The organism is Amycolatopsis sp. NPDC088138, assembly GCF_044741685.1.
Taxonomy (GTDB): domain Bacteria; phylum Actinomycetota; class Actinomycetes; order Mycobacteriales; family Pseudonocardiaceae; genus Amycolatopsis.
Map to the genome: position 1 here is coordinate 740,501 of NZ_JBIUTB010000008.1, position 16,386 is coordinate 756,886.

General features: G+C 69.7%; 10 protein-coding genes. 1 reads left to right on the forward strand and 9 read right to left on the reverse strand.

Annotation, left to right across the window (positions count from 1 at the left end):
- Positions 1–238: 238 nt before the first annotated feature.
- Entirely contained in the window at positions 239–1,132 is an 894-nt protein-coding gene (locus tag ACIOD2_RS44115; protein WP_400551536.1) for an integrase core domain-containing protein, read from the forward strand.
- A gap of 109 nt (positions 1,133–1,241) precedes the next feature.
- Here ACIOD2_RS44115 and ACIOD2_RS44120 read toward each other — a convergent pair whose 3' ends face one another.
- From ACIOD2_RS44120 to ACIOD2_RS44160, 9 genes are all read right to left on the reverse strand, one after another.
- Complete coding sequence (locus ACIOD2_RS44120; RefSeq protein WP_400551538.1) at positions 1,242–2,249, reverse strand: aldo/keto reductase; 1,008 nt, start codon at positions 2,247–2,249, stop codon at positions 1,242–1,244.
- A gap of 12 nt (positions 2,250–2,261) precedes the next feature.
- A complete protein-coding gene (locus tag ACIOD2_RS44125; protein ID WP_400551539.1) occupies positions 2,262–2,597 on the reverse strand; it encodes a nuclear transport factor 2 family protein in 336 nt (111 codons plus the stop codon).
- Between the two features lie 85 nt (positions 2,598–2,682).
- A complete protein-coding gene (locus ACIOD2_RS44130; RefSeq protein ID WP_400551541.1) occupies positions 2,683–3,738 on the reverse strand; it encodes a branched-chain amino acid aminotransferase in 1,056 nt (351 codons plus the stop codon).
- Positions 3,735–4,511 carry a thioesterase II family protein gene (locus ACIOD2_RS44135; protein ID WP_400551625.1) on the reverse strand — a complete coding sequence of 259 codons (777 nt, stop codon included), beginning with the start codon at positions 4,509–4,511 and terminating at the stop codon, positions 3,735–3,737. The genes ACIOD2_RS44130 and ACIOD2_RS44135 overlap by 4 nt, the downstream gene beginning before the upstream one ends.
- A gap of 6 nt (positions 4,512–4,517) precedes the next feature.
- Positions 4,518–10,820 (reverse strand): amino acid adenylation domain-containing protein, encoded by a 6,303-nt coding sequence (locus ACIOD2_RS44140; protein WP_400551543.1) that lies wholly within the window; start codon positions 10,818–10,820, stop codon positions 4,518–4,520.
- Positions 10,820–11,035 (reverse strand): MbtH family protein, encoded by a 216-nt coding sequence (locus ACIOD2_RS44145; protein WP_400551545.1) that lies wholly within the window; start codon positions 11,033–11,035, stop codon positions 10,820–10,822. The genes ACIOD2_RS44140 and ACIOD2_RS44145 overlap by 1 nt, the downstream gene beginning before the upstream one ends.
- Positions 11,032–12,255: a cytochrome P450 gene (locus ACIOD2_RS44150; protein ID WP_400551547.1), complete on the reverse strand. Its 1,224-nt coding sequence runs from the start codon at positions 12,253–12,255 to the stop codon at positions 11,032–11,034. The genes ACIOD2_RS44145 and ACIOD2_RS44150 overlap by 4 nt, the downstream gene beginning before the upstream one ends.
- Positions 12,256–12,275: 20 nt before the next feature.
- A complete protein-coding gene (locus ACIOD2_RS44155) occupies positions 12,276–13,529 on the reverse strand; it encodes an MFS transporter (RefSeq protein ID WP_400551549.1) in 1,254 nt (417 codons plus the stop codon).
- A 4-nt stretch (positions 13,530–13,533) separates the two neighbouring features.
- Entirely contained in the window at positions 13,534–16,380 is a 2,847-nt protein-coding gene (locus ACIOD2_RS44160) for an amino acid adenylation domain-containing protein (protein ID WP_400551551.1), read from the reverse strand.
- Positions 16,381–16,386: the final 6 nt, after the last annotated feature.

The following is a 16,386-nucleotide window of genomic DNA, read 5'->3' on the forward strand; positions in this document are numbered from 1 at the left end:
AGCCGGTTCGTGGAGTGTGGGCGGGTGGTTGATGGAGTGACGATGCCCGTGGTTCATGATCACGTGCTGTGATCATGAGGTTGATGTATCTGCTGGTGGCGCGAGTATTCGGGTGGCTGGTGCTGTTCGCGAACTGATGGCGCCAAAGACGTGGAGATCCTGGTGCTGCGTCATCAGGTCGCCGTGCTTCGGCGTCAGGTGGCGCGGGCCGCATTTGTCTTGGGCTGATCGCGCGGTATTGGCGGCGCTGGTGCGGCTGGTGCCGAACTGGCGTCGGTTGCGGTTGATCGTGTCGCCGCGCACGATCCTGCGGTGGCACGCGACACTGGTGCGACGCCGGTGGACCTACCGGCGCCGCCCGGGGCGGCCACGCGCTGACCTGGCGATCCGCAGGTTGGTGGCGGAAATGGCCAGGGACGACCCGTGGTGGGGTTACCGGCGAATCCACGGCGAACTTGTCGGGCTGGGGCACGCGATCGCGGCGTCGACGGTCTGGAAGATCCTTAAGGACGCCGGATTGGACCCGGCGCCGCGCCGATCGGGGCCTACGTGGAAGCAGTTCCTCACGACCCAGGCCAAGGGCATCTTGGCGGTCGACTTCTTCCACGTGGACACAGTGTTGCTGCGTCGGCTGTACGTATTGTTTGTCGTGGAGCACGATCGTCGCCGGGTGCGCATCGTTGGGGTGACGGCTCATCCGACTGCGGAGTGGGTGGTGCAGCGGATCCAGAACTTGCTGGTGGAGCTTGGTGATCGAGTGGAGAGCTTGCGGTTTCTGATCCGTGACCGCGATGCGAAGTTCACTGCCGCGTTCGATGCGGTGTTCGAGTCGGTCGGCATCGATATCCTGCGCAGCCCCGTTCGAGCACCGCGTGCGAACGCGATCGCTGAGCGTTGGGTGGGCAGCGTGCGTCGCGAGTGTCTGGATCGGATGCTGGTCGTCAACCGGCGTCATCTGGAGCAGGTGTTGGCCGAGTACGTCGATCACTTCAACCAGCATCGACCTCATCGCTCTTTGGGCCAACGAGCGCCCGATCAGGTGCTGGTTCCTGTCCGAATGACTGGCGTCGGGCGGGTTCGTCGGTGTGATCGGCTCGGTGGACTGATCCACGAGTATCAGCAGGTCGCATGATGTGACACAGTTTTTGGCACCCACAGGTTGCCGCCGGCATGACGACCTCCGAGAGGGTATCGGGGAATGCGAAGTTCCAGATCGCAGCCTTTGGGTGTCGCTATGACGCTTACGCGGAGTCGAGGCGTTGGCGAAGCTCTGGAGCCAGGGAAATTTCCAGCGCGCCAAGGCATTCTTCGAGTTGTGGCACGGAGCTGACGCTGAAGATGGGGATGATCGAGGGTTCACTACCCAGGATCCAGGCGAGAATCACCTGGTTCGGAGTTGCGCCCAGTTCGTCGGACACCTCGTCGAGCACGGCCAGACGCCGCCAGCTTGATTCGTGGTCCCATGCGGTGCCGGCCACCTCGAGGCGGCGCCAGTTCGAGATGAAATTCGTCGCGTGTGACGGCGGCTGGTTCCGGCGTGAGTAGTAGCCCGCGAACAAGGGAGAGTAGCCGAGCAAGGTCACATCGGCGTGGGCGCCGACGTAGTCCACCATTTCGTCGCCGACGACGTACAGTTGTTCGAGCCCGGGGCGTGGCCACAGGTAGGTATGCATCTGCTGCACGCAGGTGTACGGCGCCCAACCGCGTCCTACGGCGAGTTGGCGTGCTTCGGCGAGCCGCCACGCGGTGATGTTGCTGGCGCCGATGAGTCCGGCGACGCCCTCGGCGGCGAGTTCGGCGAACGAGCCGGCGGACTCTTCGAGCGGCACTCCGCGTTCGTCGATGTGAGCGTAGTAGAGGTCCAGTCGCTCGGTGCCCAGCCGATGCAGGGAACCCTCCGCCGCCTTGCGGATCGCGGCGGAGGTGAGCCCCTCCCAATGCTCCCGGCCGACGTCGCCGGATACGGTCGTGCGCGCGCCTGCTTTCGTGGCGACCACCGTGGAGTTCACGGCCTTACGTGAGCAGAGCCAGCGCCCGATCAGGGCCTCGCTCTCCCCGCCGTCCCCGTTGTCGAGCCACTGGTTGTAGTTGTTCGCGGTGTCGAGAAAAGTTCCGCCAGCGTCACGGAACCGGTCGAGGATGGCGAGTGAAGTCGCCTCGTCGGTACGGGTCCCGAAATTCATCGTGCCCAGGCAGAGGCCGCTGACGGTCAACCGCAGGCGTTCGTCCCCGATGGTGCGTACCAGCATATATTCACGGTATCACACCAATGGTGCGAAAAAGAATGTGTCCCGGCGGGAGAAACTGCCGTCGGACTGGAAAGTGAAGAAGTCGGCGAAGCGCACGTCGACCTCGTTCCCGTCGTGGAGCATCCCGCGGAACGACCCGTGCACCGCGACTTCGTCGTCCGAGGCGATCACCGTGTCGAGATCGTGGCGTCCATCCCGGATCACGCGGTCTTCCAGGTAGAAGTGGCGTAGTTCCTCGTGTCCGTGCAACGGCTGGTACCCCGGCCGGTGGTAGACGGCGTCGGTGTCGAACAGTGCGATCAGGCCCTCCACGTCGCCGCGGTCCACCAGTCGGTAGTAGTGCCGCACCGAGTCTTCCCTGGCGATGGGCTCGCTGTCCTTCGTGCGTGAATCCGACATGGTTCATCTCCTTTTCGTTCTTTCGTTCTTTCGTTCACCCGACAGTCGACATCCAGTGGTGCAAGTCGGGTGCTTGACCTCGCTGAATGGCCACGAGGGCGTCGCGAAGCGCGACCGTGACGTCGCCTGGTTCACCATTTCCGACGGTCCAATCACCTTCCTCGTCGTGGACCCGGCCGACCGGCGTCACCACGGCGGCTGTGCCGCAGGCGAACGATTCCGTCATGACGCCCGAGCGGCATTCGGTTCGCCACTGGTCGAGGGAAACCCGCTCTTCCGCTGGTGCGTACCCGAGGTCCGTGGCGAGGACCAGCAAGGAGTCCCTGGTGATGCCGGGCAGCAGTGTGCCGGTCAAGGTGGGCGTGACGACCGTGGCGTCCGGTCCCGATCCGCGGACGAAGAAGAGGTTCGTCGCACCCAGTTCCTCGACCCAGCGTCGCTCGGCCGCGTCGAGCCAGACGACCTGCTTGCAGCCGGCGGCTTCGGCCTCGAGCTGCGCGAGATACGAAGCAGCGTAGTTGCCCGCGCTCTTGGCATGCCCGGTTCCGCCGGGCGCGGCGCGGCTGTAGCGCCGGCTGACCATGACCGGCACCGGCTCCGGGCGGGTTCCGAAGAACCCGCCGGTGACGAAGGCGAGCAGCACGAACTGGTACTCCCGCGCCGGGCGCAGCGCGAGGCAGGGTTCGGCCGCGAACAGCACCGGACGCAGGTACAAGCTGAGCGCGGGATCGTCGGGCAGGTGGTGGCCGTCTTCGCGGACGAGATCCTCGGCAGCGCGCCGGAACAGGTCTTCCGGCAGTTCGGGCATCGCCAGGCGACGGGCGGAGCGCTGGAAGCGGTGCGCGTGCATTCCCGGTCGGAAGAGCGCGATCGATCCGTCGGTCTGCCGGTGTGCCTTGAGGCCTTCGAAGACGACTTGGCCGTAGTGGAGTCCCACCATGGCGGGGTTCACGGTGAGGTCGCCGTACGGACGCACTTTCGGAGTGGTCCAGCCGGTGTCGGCGGCCCAGCTGAGGGTGACCATGTGGTCGGTGAAGGCTTCGCCGAAACCAGGGATCCCGGTCTCCGGGACTGTCGAAGGACGGTTCACTGGAAGGTCCTTTCCGCGAGGGACGTCATCAGGTCGGTGGCCACGGTGCGGATGACCTCGTCCGTGTGCTCCAGCAGGTAGAAGTGGCCGCCGGAGAAGCGCCGTGCGGAGAAGGCCCGGCTGGTCAGTTCCGCCCACGCCCCGAGCCGTTCGGCGGTAGCCGTGGTGTCGTCGACGCCCCCGAGCGCCGTGATCGGCACGGGCAGGGGAGGCCGGCCGGACCAGCGGTAGGTCTCGCACACCGCGAAGTCCGCGCGCATGGTGGGGAGGAGCACCTTCATCAGATCCGGCCGATCGAGCACCTCGGCCGGTGTGCCCGCGAGTTCGCCGAGGTGCGACGTCAGCTCGGGATCGGGCAGCAGGTGCACGTGCGGGAGATCCGGTGACGGCGGCAGGTGCGGTGCGCCGAACCCGGAGACGAACAGGTGTACCGGGGGTCGCGTTCGCCGGGCGGCGGCATGGGCCAGTTCGAACGCCAGCAGCGCGCCCATGCTATGCCCGAACAGGGCGAAGGGGCGGTCGGCGCGGGCGAGCAGTGGTTCGAGAAGCAGGCCGACGAGCTCGACCGCGGACGGCACCGCGGGCTCCGCGAACCGCGCCTCCCGTCCGGGAAACTGGACGGGAACGGCTGCCACCTCGGGGGGAAACCGGCCGGCCCACGGCCGGTAGGTACTCGCGCCGACGCCCGCGTGCGGCAGGCAAAACAGCTGGACGACGCTGGTCGGCGTGCCGCTGGCTAGGGGGAACCAGGAGTTCAGTGTTGTCGTGTCGATCGCGGATCACCTCTCGGATCGGCTCAGGCCGGAAGGCTCCGCCACACTGCTTCCGGCTGCCGGGGCGGTCGCCTGCGGCGCGGCGGCGATCTGACGCAGTGCGTGGAGAACGAGTTCGCCGAGACGGGGCCCCAGTCCCGCGGCGGGGCTGCCGACGCTCGCCGTCACCTTGACGGTGCGGCTGCCGGATCGCGGTGAACGTGTTACCTCGACCATGAGCGGGAAGCTGTGCCGGTCGGAGAACCACCATTCGAGCGGCTGCACCTTTTCCAGCCGGCCGAGGTCGTCGAAGACGTGGAAGTCCGTGTAGTTGAAGACCACGTCGAACAGCGTCCGATCGCGGCCCGCGAGTACCTGGATCCGGGCGAGCGGGCATCGGCGGTACGGCTGGATCCGCCGTTCCGCCGCGAAGCCGGCTCGGACCAGATCCGCCCAAGTGCCCGCGGCCGGGGGAAGCTTGATCGGCACGATGTTCAGCAGCAGGCCCAGCAGCCGGTCCGCGCCTTCCCGTTCGGGCCGGCCGTTGACCTGCATTCCGCTGGTGACGCCGGGGTCGCCGCTGAGCTCCCGCAACGCCCACATGTGAGCGGCGAAGAAGACGCTCTTGAGCGGGAGGCCGAGTTCCGTGGCCACGCGGCGCAGACCGGACTCGAGCTCGGCGGGGAGCACGGCGGTGAAGTCCGGCTCGTCACCGGTCCCGGCGGCGTACGGCTCCGGGAGCGGGCAGGTGGGCGCCGAGCCGATCTGCTCCTGCCAGAAGTCGCGGGCGGCGGCGCTGCCGGCGGCGGCTTGCTCGGCGGCGACGAAGTCCCGGTAACGGGCCGCGGGCGCGGCCGGCACCGCGGACGAGCCGCCGGCTTCGCGGTCGTAGTCCAGTAGCAGGTCGGTCATCAGCTGCGCGAAACTCCAGCCGTCCATGACGATGTGGTGCACCGAGACGGAGAGGTGGAAGGACTCGTCCTCCCGGAGGAGCACGTGACAGCGGATGAGCGGCGGTCGGCCGAGGTCGAACGGGTCGGCGAGCTCTCGGCGCCACCACGCCTCAAGCGCCGCCTGGTAACCCTCTTCGTCGAGGACACCGGCGGGGTGTTCGACCGTGACCGGCACCCGGACTTCGCGGTGTACGAACTGCATCGGCTCTCGGAACGCCCCGATGTCGAAAGAGGTCCGGAGGATCTCGTGCCGGGCGCACAGCGCGGCCAGAGCCCGGTCGAGCGCGTCCGGGGCGAACTGCCCGGCCAGGTGGACGCTGCTCAGGTCGTGGTACAGCCCGGTCATTTCGGCGAGCTCGCACTCGAACAAGATGCCCAGCTGCATCGCAGCGGTGGGATAGGCGTCGACGATGCCGGGCGGCACTGCGGCCGGATCGAGATCCGGCAGCGAAGTCGTCAACGTGTGTTCAACGGCCGGCACCGGGTCCTCCTGCACCTGGTCGCAGGCGGCGGCGAGCTCGGCGATGGTCGGGTGCAGGAAGAGCCGTTCGATGGTGACCGGCAGCCCCGCGGCCCTGGCCATGACGCCCAGGCGGATGGCGATGATCGAATCGCCCCCGGCCGCGAAGAAGTTGTCCCCCACGTCCGGCTCGTCGATCCCGAGCACCTCTGACCACACCTCGGCGAGCGCATGCTCCGCCGGAGTCCGCGGCCGGGTCCGTGATCCGGCGCGAGGAGTGCCCTGGCCGGACGGGACGGGCAGCCGCGCCCGGTCGAGCTTTCCGTTGGCGGAGAGCGGAAGACTCGGCAGCTCCTCGAAGGACGCCGGGACCATGTGGCCAGGAAGCCACTTCTGCAGGGCGGCTCGGACGTCGACCGGGTCCGCCGGGCCGTCGGGGACTGGCACCAGGTACGCGACGAGCCGTGGCGCTCCAAGACTGTCTTCACGAAGCACGCACGCCGCGTCACGGACGCCCGGCTGGTCCAGCAGCAGACGCTCGATCTCTCCCAGCTCGATGCGGAAACCGTGCAGCTTGACCTGGTCGTCCGCCCGGCCGCGGAACTCCAGCTCGCCGTCCGGATGCCGCACCGCGAGGTCCCCGGTCCGGTACAGCCGGGCCCCTGGTGGACCGAACGGGTCCGGCACGAACCGCTCCGCGGACAATGCGGCCCGGTGCAGGTAGCCGCGTGACACCCCGCGGCCACCGACGTACATCTCGCCTTCGACGCCGGATGGCCGCTCCGCCATGGTGTCGTCGAGGACGTGGACGCGGAGGTCGCCGATCGGCCGGCCGATCGGGCTGCCGGACCCCGTGAGGTCGTCGAAGCCGAGCGGCCGCACGGTCACGTGCACGGTGGTCTCGGTGATCCCGTACATGTTGACCAGACGTGGCCGGGTGGCGCCGTAGCCCTCGAACCACCCGCGCAGCGTCGCCGGTTCGAGGGCTTCACCACCGAAGACGACGGTACGCAGGGCGAGCGGCGGATGGCCGGCTTCCGCCGCGGCGCTCGCGAGCTGCCGGAAGGCGGTCGGTGTCTGGTTGAGCACGGTGACCCGCTCCGCCTGCAGCAGTTCGAGGAAGGCGACCGGGTCCCGGCTGGTCAGGTGGGAGACCACGACAAGCCGGGCGCCGGACAGCAGCGCTCCCCAGAGCTCCCACACCGAGAAGTCGAAAGCGATCGAGTGGAAGAGCGTCCACACGTCGCCGGACCCGAACGCGAACGAGGCTTCGGTGGCGGTGAACAGCCGGACGGCATTGGCGTGGGTCACGACCACGCCTTTGGGCTTGCCGGTCGAACCCGAGGTGTAGATCACGTAGGCGGCGTTGCCGGGACGCGCGTCCGAGGCCGGCGCGTCGCTGGGTTCCTCGGCCGGGGGCTCATCCAGCGGGACCAGTACCCGTCCGGTGCGCACCAGGGGCGCGCAGAGCTCGGCGTCACCCAGCAGGAGCCGGCATCCCGCGTCGGTCAGCGTCCCGTCGAGGCGAGCCGGCGGGTGCCGGGGGTCCAGGGGCAGGTACGCGGCGCTGGCCTTGAGGACGGCGAGCACACCGACGACCAGCTCGGCCCGGCGTTCCGCGCACAGCCCGACGAGCTGCTCCGGTCCGGCTCCCAGGCCGCGCAGCCGGTGGGCGAGGTAGTTGGCTGCGCGGTCCAGCTCGGCGTAGGTCAGGCTCCGGGTGCCGTCGGTGACCGCGATCCGGTCCGGCCACCGCGCGGCGGTGTCCGCGAAGACCTCGTGCAGGCAGCGCGGGTCCGGTGCGGGCTCGGCGGGGAGAACCTGCCGGTCGGCCGGGGCAGGATCGCCGACGGCCGCCGTCAGCACCGTCACGAACCGGTCGAGCAAAGCTCCGGCACGGACGGGCTCGAACAGGTCCGTGCAGTACTCGACGGTCACCTCGACGTCGTCGCCGGCTTCGGCGACTTCGATGGTCAGGTCGAACTTCGCGGTGCCGTTGTCCAGCGGCACGGGGGCGACGGTCAGGCCCGCGAGGGCCGCATGAGGCCGTCGCGGTCCTTGGTGGACGAACGCGACCTGGGCCAGCGGTGGCCGGGAAAGGTCCCCGGCCGGAGCGAACCGGCCTACCAGGTCCTCGAAGGGGACGTACTGGTGCTCAAGGGCGTCCAGTGTCGTGCGGTGTACTGCCCTGACCAGATCCCGGAAAGTGCCGGCTCCGTCCGGGCGGAGCCGGAGCAGGACGGTGTTGGCGAAGAACCCCGCCACGTCCTCCAGTTCCGGAGCCGGCCGTCCGGCCGAGGGGGAAGCGACCACGAGGTCCGATTTGCCGGTCACTTCCCGCAGCAGGGTGCCGAAGGCCGCGAGGCAGACCGCGTAGTGCGTGGTCCGGGTTTCGGCGGCCAGCTCTCGGATCGCTTCCGAAAGCCCTGCGGGGGCGGTCCGGGTGAGACGTCGGCCTCGGTGGCTTCGCACGGCGGGCCGGACGTGATCGGCCGGCAGGTCCAGCACCGCCGGGGCGCCGGCCAGCTGCCCGGTCCAGTGTTCCAGCGCGGCCTCGCCGGCCACCGATTCCGTGAACTCCCGGTGCCACTGCGCGAAATCGCGGTAGCCGAGCGGGTGCCCGGCCGGTTCGGTCCGCGTGCTGTCGACCCGCGCCCGGTAGGCGCCGGCCAGCTCACGATCGAAGATGCCGACTGTCCACCCATCGGCGACCATGTGGTGGAGCACGGTCGTCATGAGGTGGTCTTCGGGGCCCAGCCGGAAGATCGCGCAGCGCACCAGCGGAGCGTGCCCGAGGTCGAAGTGCTCGCGAGCCAGGCCGGCGGCCTGGCGCAGGGCTTCCTGCTCCGCGTCCGGGGCGGCGCCGAGGTCGACGACCCTCACGGTCGGCGCGCGGTTTTCGACCCGTGTGCGAAGCCTGGTCCCGTCGAGGACGAAGGACGTCCGGAGCTGTTCGTGGTGCAGCACGACATCAGTTACGGCTCCCTGCAGCGCGGCCAGGTCCAGCCGGCCCCGGATCCGAGTGGTTACCGGCACGTTGTAGGCGACTCCGGCGGCGGGGCTCAAGTGGTCCAAGAACCACAACCGCCGCTGCCCCGGTGACAGCAGGGTGGCGTCCGTTTCGGGGTCCGCACGGACGCGGACCGGAGCAGATCCGGGTGCACGTCGTCCGTCGACCAAGCGGGCGAGTGCGCGGACGGTCCCAGCGGCGAACAGCTCCCGCAGCGACAGGTCCGTTCCGTAGCGGGCCCGGATCCGGGCGAGGACCCGGGCGGCGTGCAACGAGTTCCCGCCGAGCTGGACGACGTCGACGTCACGGCCGATCGCGTCGAGACCGAGGACCTGCCCCCACATCGCGGCCAAGCCAGCTTCGAGTCCGACCCGGGCCGCCTCGCCGGAGACCGCGAGCACCGGTTCGGGGAGGGCCCCGCGGTCCAGCTTCCCGTGCACCGACAACGGTAGCTCCGAGATCGGGACGCACATCGCCGGAACTGTGTGCGCGGGCAGGGTTTCCGCCAGCCGCGCGCGCAGCTTCGCCGGGTTCGCGTCGCCGACGTAGTAGGCGATGAGTTTGGCGTCTTCGCCGACGCCGTGGACTTTAACGGCCGACGCCTGGACGTCCGGTTGCGCGGTCAGCGCCGCCTCGACCTCGCCCGGCTCGATGCGCACGCCGCGCAGCTTCACCTGGTCGTCTAGCCTGCCGAGGAATTCGTACGTGCCGTCCGGCCGGGACCGGGCGCGGTCGCCCGTGCGGTACAGCCGGGCGCCGGGGACGGATGAGAAGGGATCCGGCACGAATCTCTCCGCTGTCAGGCCCGGCCGTCCGAGGTAGCCGCGCCCGACCTGGACACCGCCGATGTACACCTCGCCATCGGTGCCCTCGTGTACCGGCCGGCGTCGGTCGTCCAGCAGATGGATCCGTGTGTTGTCGATCGGGCGGCCGATGGGCACGGCCTGCTCGGGCCAGTCCGGACGGCAGCGCCAGTGGGTGACGTCGATGACTGCCTCGGCGGGCCCGTAAAGGTTGTCCAGGCCCGCCCGCAGGCCGCTGGAGAAGAACCGGCGGTGCAGATCGGCTGTCAGCGTTTCGCCACCGACCAGCACCTGGCGGAGCGAACCGCAGGTCGTCAGGTCGGCGGTGTCCAGGAACACCCGCAGCACGGACGGCACGAAGTGCGCCAGCGTGACGTGTTCGGCCGCGATCAACCCGGCCAGGTAGCCGGCGTCGGCTTGGCCACCGGGCCGGGCGACGACGGTGCGTGCTCCGGCGAGCAGCGGCCAGAAGGTCTCCCAGATCGAGACGTCGAACCCTACCGGGGTCTTCTGCAGGACGGCGTCCTCGGCGGTCAGGCGGTAGGTCCGTTGTTTCCAGAGCAGCCGGTTGAGCAGTCCCTGGCGGGTGTTCATGGCGCCCTTGGGGCGGCCGGTCGACCCAGAGGTGAAGACCACGTAGGCGAGATCGCCGGGGGCCGCTGTCGTTCCGGGAGGTGTCGTGGGCTGCGAAGCGAAGAGATGGGAGTCGCGGTCGAGCAAGACCGAGGTCTGGGGGAGCCCGGGGATCGAGCCGGCCAGATCGGAGCGAGTGACCAGCAGCGGCGTGCGTGCGTCGTCGAGCATGATCGACAGGCGCTGTGCCGGATACGACGGATCCAGCGGCAGGTAGGCGCTCCCCGCAGTCAGCACGGCCAGGGCCGCGACCAGCTGGTCGACGGAGCGGTCGAGGAGCACGGCCACAGTCGAGCCGGGACCTGCGCCGATCGCGAGGAGGTGGTGCGCGAGCCGGCTCGCGCGATCGGCGAACTCCCGGTAGCTCGTCCGGGTTCCTTCCGACACCACGGCGGTGGCGTCCGGTGTCGTCGCGGCCTGCCGGAAGATCAGCGCCGCCACGTCGAGCGTGTCGGTGGCCTCGGTGCTCATCACGGGGCTCCCAGGAACGGGACGGACCGGTCGGCCGTCGGTCCGGATCGCAGGCTGTGCGGCCGCATGTCGGTCCAAACGGTGCCGATGTGCTCGAGGCACTCGGCTTTGGTGCCGGTCGTGCCATCACCGCGCCAGCCGGCGGGCGGTGGCTCGTGCTCCGGCCAGATCGAGTACTGCTCCTCGTGGTTGACCACGACCTGGTAGCGCGTCATCGCGGCAGCTTCTTCTCGAACCGCACCGGAAGCGTCTCGACGCCCCGGCTGGTGGAACTGTCCTCCAGCCAGGCCAGCTCTTCGGGCGCGACGGTGAGCTCCAGCCCGCGCAGCCGGCGGAGCAGGGTCGGGAAGGCGACTTGCCCTTCGAGCCGGGCGAGCGGAGCACCCGGGCAGAAGTGGGCGCCGAACCCGAACGCCATGTGGTGGTTGGGCGTGCGGGTGATGTCGAACCGGTCGGGGTCCTCGAACACGGCCGGGTCGCGGTCCGCGGAACAGACCGACAGGTGGACGAAGCTCTGTTTCGGGATGTCGACTCCACCGAGCCGGACGTCTTCCGTAGTGACGCGAAGGGAGGCCCGGTCCACCGAACCCTCGTACCGCAGGAATTCCTCGACCGCGGTTTCCACCAGCCCCGGGTCCGACCGGAGCAGGTCGAACTGTTCCTTGTGGGTCAGGAGGAGCACTGTTCCGTTGCCGATCAGGTTGGCCGTGGTCTTGTGGCCGGCGATGATCAGGAACGTCGTCGTCGTGATGAGCTCCTCCGGGGTGTACCTCCCGTCCGCGTCGGCGGTCCTGATCAGGTCGCTCATCAGGTCGTCACCCAGCGCGGCCCGTCGCTCCCGCAGCGTCCGGCCGAAGTACTCGTCGACCTCGTCGTTGACCTCCTTGCGCCGGCGGTCTGCGTCGCCCAGCTGGTTGGGTGACTGGGACAGCACCCGGCCCCACGCCTCGAACAATGGCCGGTCCGCGAACGGGACTCCGAGGGATTCGCAGATCACCGTCAGGGGTAGCGGGATCGCGAAGGCGTCCATCAGGTCGACTTCGCCGGATTCGGGCAACGAGTCGATGAGGTCGTCGGTGATCTCCTGGATCCGGGGCCGCAGCGCTTCGATCCGACGCGGGAGGAAGGCCCGGCTCACCAGCTTCCGCAGCCGCGTGTGCTCGGGCGGATCGCTGACCAGGAGATTCCGGGTCATGACCGGGCTGTTGGCCAGTGCGCGCTCGCGGTACCAGCCGGGCGCGTTGTCGACCCGTTTCGACAGCCGGGGATCACTGAACGCGCTGTTGACGTGCTCGTAGTCCATGACCAGGTAGGCCTCGGCTCCTGCCGGGTAGTCGACCTTGTGCACCGGGCAACGGGAGCGCAGCTCGGCGTTGGCCGGGTGGGGGTCCGGCCCGGGCTTCAGGATGAATTCGGTCGGCAACGGCTCGGACATCGCAGCTCCTTCGAGATCGGTCACGCGGCCAGTTGTTCCGGGGCGGGCAGCTTGCGGATGCGACGGGTCAACGTGGGCAGGGCCGCCAGCGCCGAGATGACGCCCATCGCGACGAACACCCAAGTCGGGCCGCCGAGATCGAAGAGCGAGCCGACGGCGAAGATGCCGATCGTCGGCCCGATGTAGGCCGCGAACATGACGGCACCGAGCACCCGTCCCTGCAGCTCGTCGGGGACCAGCACGGCGACATAGGCGAAGAACAGCGCATTGGCGACCGGGCCGCGCACGAACACGACGGCGAGCAGGATGCCCTGGGTGAGTGTGCCGGGAAGGGTGATCAGCAGGATCGCGACGACGGGGCCCACCCAGGCGGCGAACAGGAGGATCGTCGACGGGCGCAGGCGCTTGATGGCCCAGGTGGCGAACAGCGCGCCCACGAGCCCGCCGCAGCCCGCGATCGACAACGCCGCGCCGATCAGCGGATCCGACGCGCCATGGCTCTTCCCGGTGGCGATCACCGCGAGGAACGCCCCGGTGTGCCCGAAAGCCATGTTCGCACCCAGGATCCAAATGGTCCAGACCAAGATGATCGGTTCACGCCGGATGAGCCGGATGCCTGCGACCATCCCGCCCCGCGACCCGGACGCTGTGGCAGGCGGTTGCATCGGACGCTTGATGAACAGCAGCAGCGGGGCGGAGATCACGAAAGTCAGCGCGGTACCGAGGAACGGGATCGCCTGACCGAGACCGAACAGCGAGGTGCCGATGGGGGAGCCGACGACGGTCGCGCCCAGCGGCCGGATCTGGTTCTGCGCGGTCGCCCGGGTCAGCTGGGATGGTGGCACGAGCTGTTTGATCGCCGCCAGTGCCGGCGGGTTCGAGATGCCGAGGCATGCCGAAGAGATGATCGCGGTCGTGAAGACGAAGAAGATGTTCGACTGTCCTAAAAGGATCAATACGCCGAACAGGGCGAGCAGAACGGCCCGGACGACGTCGCAGGCCAGCAGCAGTTTCCGCCGGTCGAACCGGTCCGCGAGGCTGCCCGCCGGGATGGACACGAGCCCGACCGTGAGCACCTGGACGGAGCCGACCGCGCCGGCGTACATCGCCGACCCGGTGGTGGCGAGGATGAGCAGCGGGTAGGCGACGTCGGCCGCCTCCTTGCCGATGGCGGCGAAGGTCCGGCTGATCCACAAAGCCTGGAAATTCCCGTTGCGCAGCAACGGCACGCTCTCCGGCGGACTGGTGTCTTCGAGCGGTGCGGTGGAATCCACGGGGTTAGCGGACATCATGCTCCTCACTGCGTTCCGGAAGATCCGGGGGTTCGGACGTCGGGATCCCGGGGACCGGCGTCGCCAGCACGGCGGCCAGCGATCGCACGGTCGGCGTGAGGTAGAGCTGGCGCAGGGCCAGCTCCGGCAGCCCGCGGGCCCGCATCGCGGTGCGCACTCGCACCGCAGCCAGGGAGTTGCCGCCGAGCCGGAAGAAGTTGTCATCGAAGCCGACCGGGACACCGAGCACGGTCTGCCAGACTTCGGTCAGGATGGCGGCCGGGTCGTCCGGCTCCCCTGCGACCGGCCGGTGCGGGAAAGGCGGACCGGCCCGGTCGAGGGCCGGCGGTGGCAGCCTGGCGGTGTCGAGCTTGCCGTTGACGGTGAGGGGCAGCTCCGGGACCGCGGTGAAGGTCGCGGGGATCATGTGGTCCGGCAGCAGTCTCCCGGTGTGCCCGCGAAGCGCCGCCGTCCAGCCGGCGCCCGGGTCGCCTGTGCGCACCACATAGGCGTCAAGCCGGGTTCGCGCGACGTCGCCGTCCGGTCCGCCCAGGACCACCGCCGCCGCGGTGACCGCCGGATCCTGCAGGAGCACGGCACGGATCTCGTCGAGTTCGATGCGGAATCCGCGCAGTTTCACCTGGTTGTCGAGCCGGCCGAGGTGTTCGATCCGCCCGTCCGGGAGGAAGCGGCCGGCGTCACCGCTGCGGTACATCCGGCCACCGCAGAACGGGTCGGCGGCGAAGCGCTCGGCCGTGAGTCCCGGCCGGCCGGCGTACCCGAGAGCCACGCCCTCGCCGCCCACGTGGATCTCGCCGGGGACCCCGGCCGCCACGGGACGCCCTCGCTCGTCGAGCACGTGGACGTGCCAGCCGGGGATCGGCCTGCCGACCGAGCGGGTACCGGCGAGCGCTTCGCGGCGGGTGACGGTCTGCGCGGTGACGTGGACCGTCGTCTCGGTGATCCCGTACATGTTCACCAGGCGGCACCGATGCTCCGGGTAGCGGTCGAACCAGCCGGTCAGCGTCCGGGTGTCCAGCTGCTCACCACCGAAGACGACCAGCCGCAACGGCGGTTTGCGATCCTGCTGCCGGTCGGCCTCGGCGAGCTGGCCGAAGGCCGAGGGTGTCTGGTTGAGGACGGTGACGCGTTCGCGGACCAGCAGCGCGTGGAAGTCGTCCGGTGACCTGGTGACCCAGTACGGCACCACGACGAGCCGGGCGCCGGTGAGGAGCGCGCCCCAGATCTCCCAGACCGAGAAGTCGAAAGCGCTGGAATGGAACAACGTCCACGTGTCCTCGGGGACGAGCCCGAAGTCCGTGCGGGTGGCGGCGAGCAGCGCGAGGACGTTGCGGTGGGGCACCTCGACGCCCTTGGGGCGGCCGGTCGAGCCGGAGGTGTAGATGACGTAGGCGGGTTCCTCCGGCCCGCGCCGCGGCTCGGGTACCGCGGTCCGGGCGGCCGCGGCGAGTTCGCCGGTCCGGACGATCCGGGTTCCCTCCGCAGCGGGGAAGGTCTCCAGGTCGCCGACGACGAGCCGGAGTGCCGCGTCCGCTGCGGTGAACCCGAGCCGGTTGGCCGGGTACGCCGGATCCATCGGCACGTAGACCGCGTCGGCTTTCAGGACGGCGAGCAGGGCCACCACCAAGTCCGCCGACCGGTCCAGGCAGACACCGATCCGGTCGCCCGGCCGCGCGCCGGACGCGATCAGGCCGGCTGCCATCCGGTCCGAGCTCTCGTCGAGTTCGCGGTAGGTCATCGTCCGATCTTCGAACGCGAGGGCGATCGCGTCGGGCCGCATGGTGGCCGTCTCCCGGAACGCGACGTCGATTCGGCGCGGCTGCCACGGCGGCGCCGATGTCGAGGGGCGGCCGAGCGCCAGTGTTTCCTTCAGTTCGGCCGCGTCCAGCAGCTCGACGTCGTCACTCCTCAGATCCGCCCCGCGGTCTCGCAGCCGGCCGAAGACGTGGGCGACGTGGCCCGCGAACCGGCGTGCGGTGGCCGTGTCGATCTCGTTCAGCGTGTGGTGGACCTCGAGTACGAGCTGCTCGCCGGACAACCGGGGTACCAGGGTCAGCGGCCAGGGTGGCGACTGCGCGGGCACGGCCCGGCCGGGCCGCACGTCCAGGGCGTCGGCGAGGATACCGATCGCCGGAAGTTCGTCCGCCACCTGGCTCGAAGCCACCTCGGCGAGCAGTTCCGTGACGGACCGGGTGACGTCGAGCTGGACGACCGTGCCGGTCGCCGACGCGCTGAGCTGGCGGCCGGGGCCGGCCGGGGTGATGGCCGGCACGCTGATGGCAGGGGACCGCCCGTGCCGATAGCGGCTGACGACCAGGCTCACCGCCGCCGCCAGGTACGGCACGAGGGCCTCGGAACCACCGGGAAGGGATGTCTCCACGACGCCCGCCCGACCTTCGGCCCCGGCGTCTCCGGCCGCCCAGTCGAGGTGGCCGTGATCGGTGTGCGTGACGGCTTCGACGGGTGCGGAAGGGCTCAGCGTCTCGATGGGGACAGCTCCGGTCACCGCTTCGGCGATCAGCTGCAACGACCCGGAGTCCAGTGCCGATCGACGCGCGACCAGCACAAGATCGGCGGCGCCGTCGCCATAGTGCAGCGCCACCGCGCGCAGCGGCGGAACGCCTTCGCCCAGCGGCCGGTACAGCTCGCGCCGGAGCCGTGCTGTGGCCAGGGTTCCGTCCGCCGCGCCGCGGACCGGTTCGCTCCACAATCGTGGTTTGAGCTGCGGGTTCGCGCCCCACCAGTGGAGGATGGCCTCGTCGAATCGCCGGCCGAGGCTCTGCGTGTCGGCGGGGCCGGCCAGCCGCAGGCAGTAGGCGTGGGAAGTCTGCACGTTTGC

Coding starts and splice junctions, on each gene's coding strand:
- ACIOD2_RS44120 (WP_400551538.1), bottom strand. CDS start 2,249: ATGCTGGTACGCACCATCGGGGACGAACGCCTGCGGTTGACCGTCAGC.
- ACIOD2_RS44140 (WP_400551543.1), bottom strand. CDS start 10,820: ATGAGCACCGAGGCCACCGACACGCTCGACGTGGCGGCGCTGATCTTC.
- ACIOD2_RS44145 (WP_400551545.1), bottom strand. CDS start 11,035: ATGACGCGCTACCAGGTCGTGGTCAACCACGAGGAGCAGTACTCGATC.
- ACIOD2_RS44150 (WP_400551547.1), bottom strand. CDS start 12,255: ATGTCCGAGCCGTTGCCGACCGAATTCATCCTGAAGCCCGGGCCGGAC.